Annotated in this window: 11 protein-coding genes, 1 pseudogene and 1 riboswitch; of the genes and pseudogenes, 4 read left to right on the top strand and 8 right to left on the bottom strand. The window is 69.3% G+C overall.

Going from position 1 to position 13799, the window contains the following annotated elements; genetic code table 11:
- The 8 genes from gcvP to ON34_RS10965 form a co-directional block, all read right to left on the bottom strand.
- A complete protein-coding gene (gcvP, locus tag ON34_RS11000) occupies positions 1–2808 on the bottom strand; it encodes an aminomethyl-transferring glycine dehydrogenase (RefSeq protein WP_040777949.1) in 2808 nt (935 codons plus the stop codon).
- Positions 2809–2965: 157 nt separating this feature from the next.
- Positions 2966–3066, bottom strand: a riboswitch (glycine riboswitch).
- A 293-nt stretch (positions 3067–3359) separates the two neighbouring features.
- Positions 3360–4715 carry a M14 family zinc carboxypeptidase gene (locus tag ON34_RS10995; RefSeq protein ID WP_051022368.1) on the bottom strand — a complete coding sequence of 452 codons (1356 nt, stop codon included), beginning with the start codon at positions 4713–4715 and terminating at the stop codon, positions 3360–3362.
- Between the two features lie 49 nt (positions 4716–4764).
- Positions 4765–5322 carry a MerR family transcriptional regulator gene (locus ON34_RS10990; RefSeq protein ID WP_040777946.1) on the bottom strand — a complete coding sequence of 186 codons (558 nt, stop codon included), beginning with the start codon at positions 5320–5322 and terminating at the stop codon, positions 4765–4767.
- A gap of 186 nt (positions 5323–5508) precedes the next feature.
- Positions 5509–5982: a bifunctional nuclease family protein gene (locus tag ON34_RS10985; RefSeq protein WP_040777944.1), complete on the bottom strand. Its 474-nt coding sequence runs from the start codon at positions 5980–5982 to the stop codon at positions 5509–5511.
- Between the two features lie 159 nt (positions 5983–6141).
- Positions 6142–6945: a transcriptional regulator FtsR gene (gene ftsR, locus ON34_RS10980; protein WP_085997055.1), complete on the bottom strand. Its 804-nt coding sequence runs from the start codon at positions 6943–6945 to the stop codon at positions 6142–6144.
- A gap of 94 nt (positions 6946–7039) precedes the next feature.
- Entirely contained in the window at positions 7040–7525 is a 486-nt protein-coding gene (gene odhI / locus ON34_RS10975; protein ID WP_040777937.1) for an oxoglutarate dehydrogenase inhibitor Odhl, read from the bottom strand.
- Positions 7526–7693: 168 nt separating this feature from the next.
- Positions 7694–8092 (bottom strand): glycine cleavage system protein GcvH, encoded by a 399-nt coding sequence (gene gcvH / locus ON34_RS10970; protein WP_040777934.1) that lies wholly within the window; start codon positions 8090–8092, stop codon positions 7694–7696.
- Positions 8093–8134: 42 nt separating this feature from the next.
- Complete coding sequence (locus tag ON34_RS10965) at positions 8135–8779, bottom strand: CDP-alcohol phosphatidyltransferase family protein (RefSeq protein ID WP_245547979.1); 645 nt, start codon at positions 8777–8779, stop codon at positions 8135–8137.
- 167 nt (positions 8780–8946) lie between these two features.
- On the opposite strand from ON34_RS10965, the gene ON34_RS10960 reads away from it, so the two are divergent.
- From ON34_RS10960 to ON34_RS37515, 4 genes and pseudogenes are all read left to right on the top strand, one after another.
- Positions 8947–10641, top strand: coding sequence for a GMC oxidoreductase (locus ON34_RS10960; RefSeq protein WP_040777928.1), 1695 nt, complete (start codon positions 8947–8949; stop codon positions 10639–10641).
- A 49-nt stretch (positions 10642–10690) separates the two neighbouring features.
- The gene (locus ON34_RS10955) at positions 10691–12088 is read left to right on the top strand and encodes a DUF2252 domain-containing protein (RefSeq protein WP_040777925.1); all 1398 of its coding nucleotides are present in this window, start codon (positions 10691–10693) and stop codon (positions 12086–12088) included.
- 133 nt (positions 12089–12221) lie between these two features.
- Positions 12222–13106, top strand: coding sequence for a nuclease-related domain-containing protein (locus ON34_RS10950; protein ID WP_245547978.1), 885 nt, complete (start codon positions 12222–12224; stop codon positions 13104–13106).
- A 362-nt stretch (positions 13107–13468) separates the two neighbouring features.
- Positions 13469–13756 (top strand): annotated as a pseudogene (locus ON34_RS37515) (phosphatase PAP2 family protein); the annotation flags it as partial.
- Between the last annotated feature and the right edge of the window lie 43 nt (positions 13757–13799).

Raw genomic sequence — 13799 nt, 5'->3', positions numbered from 1 at the left:
CTACGCGTACGCCTCCAGGGGCGGGCACGAGCACACGAGGTTCCGGTCGCCGTACGCGCCGTCGATCCGGCGCACCGGAGGCCACACCTTCGCCCTGGCATGCCCGAGGCCGCGCGGATAGACGGCGACCTCCCGGCTGTAGGGGTGCTCCCACTCCCCGACCAGCGACGCCGCGGTGTGCGGCGCGCCGCGCAGCGGGTTGTCGGTCACCGGCCACACACCCGCGGCCACTTGGTCGATCTCGCCGCGAATAGCGATCATCGCCTCGATGAAGTCGTCCAGCTCGGCGAGATTCTCGCTCTCGGTGGGCTCCACCATCAGCGTGCCCGCCACCGGGAAACTCATGGTCGGCGCGTGGAATCCGTAGTCGGCGAGACGTTTGGCCACATCGTCGACGGTGACGCCGGTCTGCTTGGTGATCTCGCGCAGGTCCAGGATGCACTCGTGCGCCACCATGCCGTGCTCACCGGTGTAGAGCACCGGGAAGTACTCGTCGAGCCGCCGCGCGATGTAGTTCGCCGACGCGATGGCCGACAGCGTGGCCCTGCGCAGCCCGTCGGCGCCCATCATCCGGATGTAGGCCCAGGTGATCGGCAGGATCGACGCCGACCCGTACTTCGCCGCCGACACCGCGTGCGACCCCGCTTCCAGCGGATCGCCGGGCAAGTAGCGCGCCAAGTGCGCGCGGACCGCGACCGGGCCGACACCGGGACCGCCGCCGCCGTGCGGAATGCAGAACGTCTTGTGCAGGTTCAGGTGACTCACGTCGCCGCCGAACCGCCCCGGCCTGGCCAGCCCCACCAGGGCATTGAGGTTGGCGCCGTCGACGTAGACCTGGCCGCCCGCGTCGTGCACCAGCGCGCACAACTCGGCCACCTCGTGCTCGTACACGCCGTGCGTGGACGGGTAGGTGATCATGATGCAGGCCAGCCGATCGGCGTGGTCGGCGATCTTGGCGCGCAGGTCGTCCAGGTCGACGTCCCCGTTGTCGCGGCACTTCACCACCTCCACGCGCAGCCCGGCCATGGCCGCCGACGCCGCGTTGGTGCCGTGCGCGCTGGACGGGATGAGACAGGTGTCGCGATGGGTGTCGCCGCGGTCGAGATGGTAGCGGCGAATGGCCAGCAGCCCGGCGTACTCGCCTTGGCTGCCCGCGTTGGGCTGCAAGCTCACCGAGTCGTAGCCGGTGATGTCCGACAGCCAGCGTTCCAGGTCCGCGATCACCCGCAGCAGACCGGGCGTGTCCTCCACCGGCGCGTACGGGTGCACCCGGGCGAAGCCGGGCCAGGTGATGGCTTCCATCTCCGCGGTGGCGTTCAACTTCATCGTGCAGGAGCCGAGCGGAATCATGCTGCGGTCCAGCGCGATGTCCTTGTCGGACAGCGAGCGCAGATAGCGCAGCATGGCCGTCTCGGTGTGGTATTTCGTGAACGCGGGATGGGTCAGGTACTCCGAGGTGCGGTTCTCGATCGCGGCGACCGGTGCGGGCGCCCCCGGCTCCGGCGACATCGCGGTGCCGAAGGATTCGAGCACGGCCGCGACGTGCGCGTCGGTGGTCGCCTCGTCGCAGGCGATGCCGACGTGGTCGGCGTCGACCAGGCGCAGGTTGATCCCGCGCGACTTCGCTTTCGCCACGACGGCTTCCGCGCCGCCGGGCACGTGCGCGAGCACCGTGTCGAAGAAGCTGTCGTGCACCACGGCGCCGTCCAGCCCGCGCGCGATCGCCGCGGCGTGCCCGTGCACCCGGCGGGCGATGGCGCGCAGGCCGTCGGCGCCGTGGTAGGCGGCGTACATCGCGGCCACGATGGCCAGCAGCACCTGCGCCGTGCAGATGTTCGAGGTCGCCTTCTCCCGGCGGATGTGCTGCTCACGCGTTTGCAGTGCGAGCCGGTAGGCGATGTCGCCGTCGGCGTCCACCGAGACGCCGACCAGGCGACCGGGCAGCTGGCGGGCCTGCGCCTGACGCACGGCGAGGTATCCGGCGTGCGGGCCGCCGAAGCCGAGCGGGACGCCGAAGCGCTGGGTGGTGCCGAAGCACACGTCGGCGCCCTGTTCACCCGGCGGCGTGATGAGCGTCATCGCCAGCAGGTCGGCGCCGATCGCCACGAGCGCGCCCCGTTCGTGCGCCGCGGTGATGACGCCGGTCCAGTCCACGACGCGGCCGGAGGCCCCTGGCGTCTGCGCCAGTACGCCGAAGAACTCCCCGTCGGGCAGCACGCCGGTGGACAGGTCGGCTTCGACGATCTCCAGACCCAGCGGCTCGGCCCGGGTGTAGAGCACCGTCCTGGTCTGCGGGAACAGATCGGTGTCGATCAGCAGCCGCCCGGACTTCGCCCGGCTGGCGCGACGCAGCAGCGTCATCGCCTCGGCGGCGGCGGTCGCCTCGTCCAGCATGGAGGCGTTGGCGACGTCCATGCCGGTCAGCTCCGACACCATGGTCTGGAAGTTCAGCAGCGCCTCGAGCCTGCCCTGGCTGATCTCCGGCTGATAGGGGGTGTAAGCGGTGTACCAGGCCGGATTCTCCAGCAGGTTGCGCACCAGCACCGGCGGGGTGAGCGTGTCGTAGTACCCCAGGCCGATCATCGAGGTGGCCACGGTGTTGCTGTTGGCGAGTTCCGCGAGCTCGGCGAGCACCTCGTGCTCGGTGGCCGCCGGGGGCAGTCCGGTCAGGCCGGCGCCGTCCAGGATGCTGGCGGGCAGCGCCCTGGCCGCCAGCTCGTCCAGCGACGGCACGCCGACGACATCCAGGATCCGGGCTAGTTCCTCCCGGTCGGGTCCGATATGGCGGTCGGCGAATGAGCGAGTCACAACAGCTCCCAAGGTCGGGTCGGGTCGACCGCGCGGTCGACGGGTACCGGCCCTCCCCCTCTGTCGTGGCGCCTGAGAGATTCGGGTGCCGCGACCGGTGGCCGAGCCCCTTTCCCCATGGGCGGGCGGCTCGAAGCCACCGCTTTCCAGAGGCGTCGAAGCCCGCACGGTCCCTGTTGCCTGAGAGATTGACGGGGAGGTGCTGCTCCTTCGGCGCCCGGACTCGTTTCGAGACCGGGACTCTCCCGCACGGCGGCGACGCACCGTCAGTTTATGCCGATGCCACGTGGGACCGCGCCAGCGCACCCCCGCGACAGGTGTCGTTCTCGTCACGCTCCCCACCTGTCCGCGTCTTCAGGCCGTACCAGTCGGGTGCCGCGGAAGTTGCGTTCAGGTCCTGCGTCGGGTGCCCGGCTGGGTTCTGGGCGTTCCCGGCGAGTTACCCCATGTTCTTGCGAAATCAGTGGTCGCGTGACTGCCGTACCAGAGCGGCGGTCGCGTTCCCGGGCATCACTGTCGCACGCGATGTCGGTTAGGCGTGAGCGGAAACGTCAGATCGGCAGGCCGTCACGCAGCCTGGTGGCCGCGAGCAGGATCGACTCCGCCTGGATCCGCACCAGCCGGTCCAGCGGCACCGCGACGCCCGGCGCGTTCTGCTCGACGTCGGCGCACCACTGGTCGAACACCGCGGCGAACCGGTCGCGTTCGGCGGCCAGCGCGGGCGCGCCGTCGCGGCGGAATTCGTCGTCGAGCAGCCGCAGCAGCATGCCGCCCAACCGCAGGCGCAGCATCGCGGTCCAGTCGTATCGTTCGACGAAGATCTCGCCGCGGGTCGCGATCCGATCCCGTTGCGGCACAGTCTGTTTGTTCACCGCCAAGCTGGGCAGCCCGGCGACCAGCGCGCGCACCGACCGCTCGAACGGGCTGCGTCCGCTCAATTGGCGGGCCACGCGCGCGAGCACGTCAGCGGCGACCTCGGCCATCGCCCGGTAGTCGGCCGCGGTGGCGTCGAGCAGGTCACCGAGCACGCGGTCGCCCGCCGATCCGTCACCGATCCGCTCGTCGACCCACAGTGGCAGCTCGCAGACCAGAATCGCCGTGCCGTAGCGCGCCGTGTAGTCCCGGCAGCCGCCCCCGCCCAGCGCGGCGACCGCGTCGAGGCCCTTCGCCGCGAGCAGGTCGGCCATGGCGCCGAACAATGGCAGCTCGAAGACTCCCGGCGCCAGCGTGTGCGCGCCCGGCGCGTCCGGTTCGCCGTGATAGATCGGGACATCCGCCGCGGAGAGCCGCGCGGTGAGCGCCGACCAGTACTCGGCATCGCCGCCGCAGGTGTAGAAGAACCCGCCGCCGAACTCGGCGTTGTGCAGCGACGCGATCAGCGCGGGCCGGGTGCGGTCGATCAGCGTCATCATGGCCTTCGTCTCCGGCAGCGGGACGCCGACGGACCGGCCGCGCCACACGGTCGGGAAGCACCATTCCGGCTGTTCGGCCGCGGGCGGGCGGTAGAAGCCGCGCGCCACGCCGGTCCTGGTGTGCGGGCCGGCGAACCACCCTTCGTTCAGCCGGGTTCCGTCGGGGTCGACACAGAGCACGAAATGCCAGGTGGCGTCCACGGTCGCGGCGTCGTCGGCGACCATTCTGCCGAGCAGATGGCGGATCGTGGCCATGCCGATGGGCTCGTTCGGGTGCGGATTGCCCAGCACCAGGATGTGCCGAGTCCCCGACCCGACCTGCACCTCGCGAATCGGGTCACCGCCGCGCGACCGCCCGAGTTCCGTGATCGACACCCGCTCCGGGTGATCGGCGGCGAGCAGGTCGGCGAACGCGTTCAACTCGTCGACGGTCGGGAACCCGCTGAGGTGGCCGATCGGCCCGACGATTCCGGCGATGTCATCGGCTGCCCGCACGGCGTCCCCCTCCTCGCTGCCGCCGCCCTATCCCGCGCTCTGCGTCGACCTAACCCGTCTTGCGGTTCATCCGCGCCTTGCGGCGGAACGACAACTCGTCTTCGGGGCGTTCGGTGACCGTCGACGCGCGTTCGGCGGGGAAATTCGCGATGGCGCCGGTCAGTTCGCGCATCGCGCCGCTGACGGCGATGCCGAAGACGCCCTGCCCGCCCTGCAGTAAATCGACGACCTCCTCGGCCGAGGTGCACTCGTAGACCGACGTGCCGTCGGAGAAGAGGGTGATCCCGGCCAGGTCCTGCACGCCGCGGCTGCGCAGATGATCGACCGCGATGCGGATGTTCTGCAACGAGATGCCCGCGTCCAGCAGCCGCTTGACGATCTTGAGGACCAGGATGTCCTTGAACGAGTACAGCCGCTGACTCCCCGAACCCGCCGCGCCTCGGATGGAGGGCACCACCAGCCCGGTGCGCGCCCAATAGTCGAGCTGCCGATAGGTGATCCCGGCCACCTGGCAGGCACTGGGGACGCGATAGCCGACAAGGTCGTCAGGTACCGAGTCGTCCGGGAACAGGCCTGGCTGTACCACATCCTGCGATTGCTCTGCCACTGACCACTCCCTTGCTTCGCCGACGCATTCCCAGCCTCATCGATGACCCGGCTCCGTCGCCGACCGAACCGGTGCGGATTCGGCCGAAACGGACGTGGCCCAACTGTCGAGATTACTCCCCCGATTGTCCAGGGAGCGGCGTCGTCGAGCCAAACGCGACGCGCGGTAAAACTCTCGACCTCTACTTCAGCTGTCGGTCGCCTTGAAGTCGTCCGGAGACACCGATTCGAGGAACTCCTTGAACTTCTCCACCTCGTCCTCGCGCTCGTCCGGCATGACCAGTCCGGCTTCCTCCAGGACGGACTCTTCAGCGTAGATCGGGCAACCCACCCGCAAGGCGATCGCAACCGAGTCCGACGGCCGCGCCGAGATCCGCAGATCGTTCTCGAAGACCAGGTCCGCGTAGAAGGTGCCCTCCTGCAGATCCACGATCCTGACCTCCTTGAGGGTGTGCCCCAGCTCGGTGATCAGGACCTTGATCAGATCGTGGGTCAGCGGGCGTATCGGGGTCACCCCCTCCTGTTCGAGCACGATCGCGGTCGCCTCCGCCTGCCCGATCCAGATCGGCAGGTATCGGTCGCCCGCCACCTCACGGAGCAACAGCACGGGCTGGTTCTGTGGCTGCTCGACACGGATGCCGATCACGCGCATTTCGCTCATCGCACTGCCTCCCATACTCGCCGCCGGCCCGGCATGACCGCTGCAGAGCTCGCCGTACCACGAGTCTAGGCGAACCCGCACCGGTCCAGCGATCGGTCTACACAGCCGAAATCAGCGTGTTGGGTCGGCGAAACCCGCCGGAGCCGAGCCGCCGAGGGGTCAACCCCCCAGCGAACTCCGGACCGAGGACTTGACCAGACAAGTGTGCAATGTCAGCGACAGCGCGGCGAGTTCGCGCACCGTCTCCTCCGCGCGGGCGCGGGCGCCCGCGTCCCGGCTCTTCGCGATCGGGGCGGCGATCTGCGCCACGAGCGCGGCCTCCCGGTCGGCCGCGAGCTTGAACGCCCGCAAATGGCGCGCCTCCAAACCGAATTCGGCCATCGCCCGGGCCGTCTTGGCCAGCGTCACCGCGTCGGCGTCGAAGTACCCCGCCGGGCCCGGCGTGATCAGGTTGGCCCGGATGAGGTCACCCAGAAAACCGTCATCGATCCCGGCCTGCTCGAGCAGATCCGCCCGGGTGACCCGGATCTCGTGATCTAAGCGCAGATCCTCCGGGGAGATCTCGTTCGGCACGACCCCCAGCCGCCGGGGCGCCGCGGCCGGGCGTGCGCCGCGGTCGGAACCCCGCGTCGGCTGCTCGCCATCCGGCGAGACGTGCCCGGACTCCGCCTCCCCGGTGCGCACGGAGTGCGCTCGGGCGCGGGCTTCCCGCACGCCGAGCGTCGCCGCACCGCTGTCGATTGCCTCGAGCTGTTCCTTGATCACCTTCAACGGCAGATACTGGTCGCGTTGCGCGGTCAGCACGAACCGGAGCCGTTCGACATCCGCCACGGAGAATCTGCGGTAGCCCGAAGGCGTCCGCTCCGGCCGGATCAGCCCCTCCGCTTCCAGGAAGCGGATCTTGGAGATGGTGACGTCGGGAAAGTCGGGGCGCAGCAGGTCGAGCACGGAGCCGATCGACATCCCTCCGCGTGCCCACTGCGCCGCACCGGTCACCGCGCCAGGTCCTTCATGACCCCGAGCCTTTCCTGAGGTGTGAGACCCAGCGTCGGCGCTGTCATAGACTCCCCGCACCCGCCGACGAGTCGGTCACCTGGGCGCGCGGTCCGGTGAGGAATACCAGCCGGAACTTGCCGATCTGCACCTCGTCGCCGTTCTGCAGCTCGGAGGAGTCCACCGGCTCCCGGTTCACGTATGTCCCGTTCAGGCTGCCCACATCGACGACCTGGAACGAATCGTCGTCCTGACGGAACTCGGCGTGCCGACGGCTGACGGTGACGTCATCGAGAAAGATGTCACTGTCGGGGTGGCGACCCGCCGACGTGGTCGGCTGATCCAACAGGAACCGCGAGCCCGCGTTCGGGCCGCGTTTGACGACCAAGAGGGCCGCTCCGACCGGCAGACCCTCGACCCCTTGGACCGGCTGCTCGCCGGTCACCTCTCCGGCGCGCGACGCGTCGACCTCGTTCAGGAAATCCGCGCGGAAGACCGACGTCGTCTCGGCCGCGGTCTCCCCGTAACCCGGGTCTTTGTTCTCGCTCACCGTTTCTCTCCTCCTCGAACCTGATTATCCATGCAAGCAGGTGATACCTCTGGCACCACGACCTGCCGTCGAGTCCCTAGATCCCCGGCACAGCCGCCGGGTGCATCTGTTGGCATTGACCGTACCCTGCCGGGCCGCACCCGTGCAGGTAGAACTGGGAAGGCTGCTTCAGCCCCCGATAACTCCTTGATAACCTGCGGCATCCAGCAGTTCGCCGAGCGTCACGTCGAGGCTCGCGGCATCGCTCACCTCCAGCTCGAACAGCCATCCCTCACCGTAGGGATCGGTGTTCAACGTCTCCGGCGCCGAGCTCAATTTGTCGTTCACCGCAACGACTTTGGCGCTCAACGGCGCGTAGATGTCGGACACGCTCTTGGTCGACTCCACCTCCGCGATGCTGTCCGCGGCGGACACGTCCGCGTCCGTCTCGGGCAGCTGCACGAACACAACGTCACCGAGTTGAGACTGGGCGTAATCGGTGATGCCCACCCGGACCCGGGTCGGGGCGATCCGGCGTACCCACTCGTGCTCCTCGGTGTAGCGCAGATCCTCGGGGGTCTGGGTCACAGGCCGTCCTTTCGTTCGAACGTTGCACGCAAACTCTATCGGCTACGCGGTCCGATGCCCCACAGCCGGTATCGCTCTTGCGACGGCGATGGCTTTGCCGGTATAGAGCGCGCCGGTCCAGAGGTAGACCGCCGTGCCCCAGATCAGTAGTGCCCCGCCGAAGGCCCGCCCGAAACCGGCGGCCGCCCAGTCCATCTGCCCGCCCAGCAGCCAGGGCAGCGCGGACATCAGCGCGAAAGTGGCCGCTTTGCCCAGATAGATCACCTCGGGCGGGGGCAGGTCGCGGCGCTTGTACACCGACAGCGTCGCGGTGAGCACGAGGTCGCGCCCGACCAGCAGCGCCGCCACCCACCACGGCATCAGGCCGCGGATCACGAAGGCCGCCAGCGTGGTCACCAGATACAGCCGGTCGACGAACGGATCCAGCAGCGCGCCCAGCCGGGAGGACTGCTCCAGCAGCCGCGCGAGCTTGCCGTCCAGGAAGTCGGTGACGCCGCTGGCGACCAGGAGCGCGAACGCCCAGCCATCTGCCCGCTCGACCAGCAGCAACCACAGGAACAGCGGAACGCCGAGCAGGCGCAGCACGCTCAGCACGTTCGGCACGGTCAGGATGCGGTCGGCGAAGAGGCCTCGCGCCGCACCGTGGGCGCGTTCCTCCGGTCCCGCGGTACCCGGTTCGGTTGTCACGACCCCGTGCATACCCCACCGACCCCCACCCTCGCCATCTCCACGCGCCGATTTCTCGGATATCCGCGCGGCAGGCCGCGTGGGAGGATGTTTTCCGCCACAACACGGCCGTGACAGAATGAGTAGAAAAGTTTCTCACCGTATGGTCTGGTGAGCGAGAGGAAGCAATGTCCGCATTCGACTACGACGTGGTGGTGATCGGTTCCGGATTCGGTGGCAGCGTGAGCGCGCTGCGGCTCACCGAGAAGGGCTACCGGGTCGGCGTTCTGGAGGCAGGCCGCCGGTGGAACCCGGAGGACATCCCGCGCACCAACTGGAATGTGCGCAAATCGATCTGGGCGCCGCGCCTCGGCCTCACCGGCCCGCAGCGGATCAGCCTGCTCGGCAAGTGCGCCGTGTTTTCCGGCGCGGGCGTCGGCGGCGGTTCCCTGATCTACGGCAACACGCTCTACGAACCCCTGCCGAACTTCTACACCGACCGGCAGTGGGCGCACATCACCGATTGGCGCGCGGAGCTGGCGCCGTATTACGACCAGGCCAAGCGCATGCTCGGCGTCACGGCCAATCCCCGCACCACCCCGGCCGACGAGGTGCTCGAGGAGATCGCCGAGGAGCTCGGCGTGGCCGACACCTTCCACCCGACCGACGTCGGCGTGTTCTTCAACGAGAGCGATCCGGGCGCTGAGGTCGACGACCCCTACTTCGGCGGCGCGGGCCCGCGCCGCACCGGGTGCGTGCACTGCGCGCGCTGCTTCACCGGCTGTCCGCACAACGCCAAGAACACGACCACCACCAACTACCTTTACCTGGCCGAACAGGCGGGCGCGCAGGTGCATCCGCTGACCACCGCCACCGTCGTGCGCCCGCTGCCCGGCGGCGGCTACGCGGTCGACACCCAGCGGTCGGGCCGCTGGATCCGCAAGCAGCGCAGAACCTTCACCGCCGAGCAGGTGGTGTTCGCCGGGGCCGCGCTGGGCACCCAGAAGCTGCTGCACAAGATGCGGGACGACGGGGTGCTGCCGCACCTGTCGCCGCGACTCGGCGAGCTGACCCGCAGCAACTCCGAGGCGATCCTCAACGTGGTCAGCCGCACCCGCCGCGATTTCGCCGAGGGCATCGCCATCACCTCCTCGATCCATCCGGAGGCCGACACCCACGTCGAGGTGTGCCACTACGGCAAAGGGCAGAACGCGCTGTTCCCGATGTCGGTGCCGATCGTGGACGGCGGCGCGTTCCGTTTCCTGCGCTTCCTGCTGGCCATCCTGCTGCACCCGCTGGTCTTCCTGCGCAGCCTCAACGCACGGCACGCGTCGGAGAAGTCGGTGATCCTGCTGATCATGCAGTCCCTGGACAACTCGCTGACCTCGTTCCGCCGCCGCGGGCTGCTGCGCACCAGGCAGGGCACCGGCGAGCCGAATCCGACCTGGATCCCGCTGGCGCACGAGATCGGCCGCCGGTTCGGCGCGAAGGTCGACGGGGATACCCACGGCCTGATCATGGACGTGTTCAACATTCCGGCCACCGCCCACTACATCGGCGGATGCGTCATCGGCGAGGATCCGCAGACCGGCGTGGTCGACCCCTACCAGCGGGTCTACGGACATCCCGGCCTGCACGTGGCGGACGGCTCCGCGGTCACCGCCAACCTCGGCGTGAACCCGTCGCTGACCATCACCGCGCAGGCCGAGCGGGCGATGGCGTTCTGGCCGAACCGCGGCGAGCCCGACACCCGGCCGGAACTGGGCGCGGCCTATCAGCGCATCGCACCGGTGCCGCCCGCGCGTCCCGCGGTGCCCGCGGCGGCTCCGGGCGCGCTGCGGCTGCCTATCGAGCCGGTGCCACCGACGGTCCGCGTGCACTGAGGCCGACCCCACACCGGAGCGCGGCCCGCACCGGCTAGCGTGATCCGTTGTGTCAGACAGTGGTATCGACCTGCGCTCCTTCGTCCCCGCGGAGGAGGTCCGCGCCACGGGGCGCGCGCTGCGTGAGCGGGTTCCGGTCACCGCACGGGATCGGGAGGCGACCGGCGCGCGCCGTCCGGACGTGCTCGCCTTCATCGAGGCGAGCAACGCGGGTCGGCTGCCGCATCTGATCCCGCTGCGCGTCGGGCGAATGATCGCCTCACCGTTCACCTTCTACCGTGGCGCCGCGGGTCTGATGGCGGCCGATCTGGCCGGCGGTCCGGACAGTGGTCTGCGCGCCCAGTTGTGCGGCGACGCGCATGCGGCGAACTTCGGCCTGTACGGCACGGCGCGGGGCGAGATCATCATGGACATCAACGATTTCGACGAGACCATCCTGGGGCCGTGGGAATGGGACCTGGAGCGCCTCGCGGCCAGCCTGGTGCTGGCGGGACGCGAATCCGGCGCCGATGCCGACGACTGCCGCGCAGCGGCGCGCGACGCCGCCCGCTCCTACCGCCTGGCCGTCGACGCGCTCGCCGAGATGCCGTTCATGGAGTCCTGGAGCGCGCTTCCGGACGAATCGGTGATCACCGAGGCCAAGGCCGACGCCCTGCTCGACGACTTCAAGAAGGCGGCGAAGAAGGCGCGCAAGAACACCAGCGCCAAGGTGGTGGCCAAGTGGACCGAGCACCTCGAGGACCACCAGACCGGCATCCGCAAGCACCGGTTCATCAGCGACCCACCGATTCTCACCGCGGTGGACGCCCACGTCGCCGAGGCGGTGACCGGCGGATTGGAGCGCTACGCGGAAAGCCTGCACAAGTCCCGGCGTAATCTGCTGGCCCGCTTCGCGGTGTCCGACATCGCTTTCCGGATCGTCGGCACCGGCAGCGTCGGCTTGCACACCTATGTCGCGCTGCTGCACGGCAACGACGGCGAGGCGTTGGTGCTGCAAGTGAAGCAGGCCAATCCCTCGGCGCTCGCGCCGTTCCTGCCCAGCCGCGCGGTGCGGCACGAGGGCGAGCGAATCGTGCAGGGCGCCAAGCTGGTTCAGTCCGAATCCGACATCCTGCTGGGCTGGACCACGCTCGACCCGACCGGCGGCGGCGTCGAATTGCCTTTCATAGTGCGGCAATTCCGCAACATGAAGGGCAGCATCGATCCTGCCGAACTGCCCGCGAGCGACCTCGACGACTACGGCAGGCTGGCGGGGGCGCTGCTGGCGAGGGCGCATTCGCGCTCGCTGGATCCACGCCTGCTGTCGGGATATCTGGACGGCGACGAGCGTTTCGACGACGCGGTGGCGGCGTTCGCGGTGCGCTATGCCGATCGGACCGAGGCGGATCACGCCGAACTGGTCGACGCGGTCCGCGCGGGCCGGATCGCGGCCGAAGAGCCGGAGTAACGGCAAGCGCTCGGGCCGCGCGAACGGGCTCAACACGCCGAGTGTCGGCCTGGGCGCGGCGAACTCGGCGCGGCACCTCGTATTCTGTCCTCTGTCGGGTCGACGTGAAGGGCGGTCGCCAATGCTCGTGCGAGTGCAGAACGCCGCAGGCACCAATGCCGAGCGCGCGCTGATCGATTGGCTGCGCACCTGGAAGGACCCGGACAGTCCGCACGGTGTCGCGACGATCACCTGCGGCCTGTTCCACAAGGATCGGCTGCATCAGTTCGACGCCGTGATCTGGACGCCGACCAGCTGCGTGATCATCGAGGTCGACGCGCTGGTGGCCAGGCAGGACGGCGTGCTCCAGGTCCCGCTGAACGGACCGTGGACGATCAACGGAGAGCCCGTGGCGCTGGAGAGCCGCGACCGCCGCACGCCGCTGGAGAAGTCGCGCGAGCACACCTTCGCCTTGCAGGAATGGCTGGCCGCCCGCGGTCTCGGGCAGCGCGTCGTGCACGGCGTCGCGCTCGTGGTCCCGCTGCCCGGCGCTGCGCTGCGGCTCGAGCAGGCCTGGGCCGACCCGAGTTTCGACGTGATCATCGGCGACGACCCCAACCGGCTGCGGCACTATTTCGACGCGCTGGCCACGGAGGAGAATTTCCTCTGGACCGCCAACGACGTCGCCATCGCGTTCCGCGGTCTGGGCATCCTGCCCTATCTGCCCGCCCCGCAAGACCTGCTCGCCGAGGGCTTCCTCGGCCCGATCGACATCACGCTGTGGCACGGCGGCCCCAACCAGGCACAGGCGGAGAAGTACGCCGAGGAGCTCGCGCAGTTGGAACGGGACGCGCAGACCTCCGCCTTCGTCATCCGGGCGCCCTGGTACAGCCCGTGGAAGCTGTATCCGCGGGAGCAGGGCGATCTCGATTTCGGCCGCGCGGTGATGCGCACCGTCCTGGCGATCGGCATGGTCATCGTCTTCGTCTGGGTCCTGTGGTTCGTCGTCACCGCGATCACGACCTACGGACCCGGCTGATCGCTCGAAGGGCGACCGCGCCGCCACCCCGCTTTCGGCAGCCGTCGGCTCGCTATCGTCGACCGGTGCTCGCAGTCAGGCAGACCGGTCGAGGAGAGAACGCTCCTGCGGCGACCGTCCGTGCCGGTGTCGCCGTCACGGGCGCTGCCGCTACCGCAGCGATTCCCGCGACGCTTCCCTCCGACGGAGGTCCCTCGGCACTCGATCGGGCCATCGCCGACCCCGTCCACGCGGCACTCGACGCGCGACCAGGTGTCTACGAAGCGCTCGTCGTCCCGAGCAACGGGCACGTCCTGCTCCCGCTGCTGCTCCTGGCCGGTGTTCGGTTCGCTCGCCGTGGCGATCTACGACGCGCCGCGACGATGCTGGTCGCGCCGGAACTGGCCGTTGCGATCAATACGTGGCTGCTGAAACCACTATGGGGGCGACAGTGGCAGGACTATCTCGCTTACCCGAGTGGGCACACCGTCCATTTGGTCGCAATCGCGGCCACCTTCGTTCTGCTGGTGGAGCTTCCGCACGCACGCCGCGCGGTCTGCGCGGTGGCGAGCGTGGCGATGCTCGCGGCGGCCGTCGGGATGGTCGGCCTGGGCTATCACCATCCGACCGACATTCTCGGCGGCATCGCGGCGGCGATCACGATGGCGATAGCGCTGTGCTGGGCCGCCGAATTCCTCGGCCAGGTACCGTCCG

The sequence above is a fragment of the Nocardia pneumoniae NBRC 100136 genome, from assembly GCF_000308755.1.
In the GTDB taxonomy this organism is placed as follows: Bacteria; Actinomycetota; Actinomycetes; order Mycobacteriales; family Mycobacteriaceae; genus Nocardia; species Nocardia pneumoniae.
Note: the sequence above shows the minus strand (reverse complement) of the source record. Positions and strands in the feature narration are given on the sequence as shown.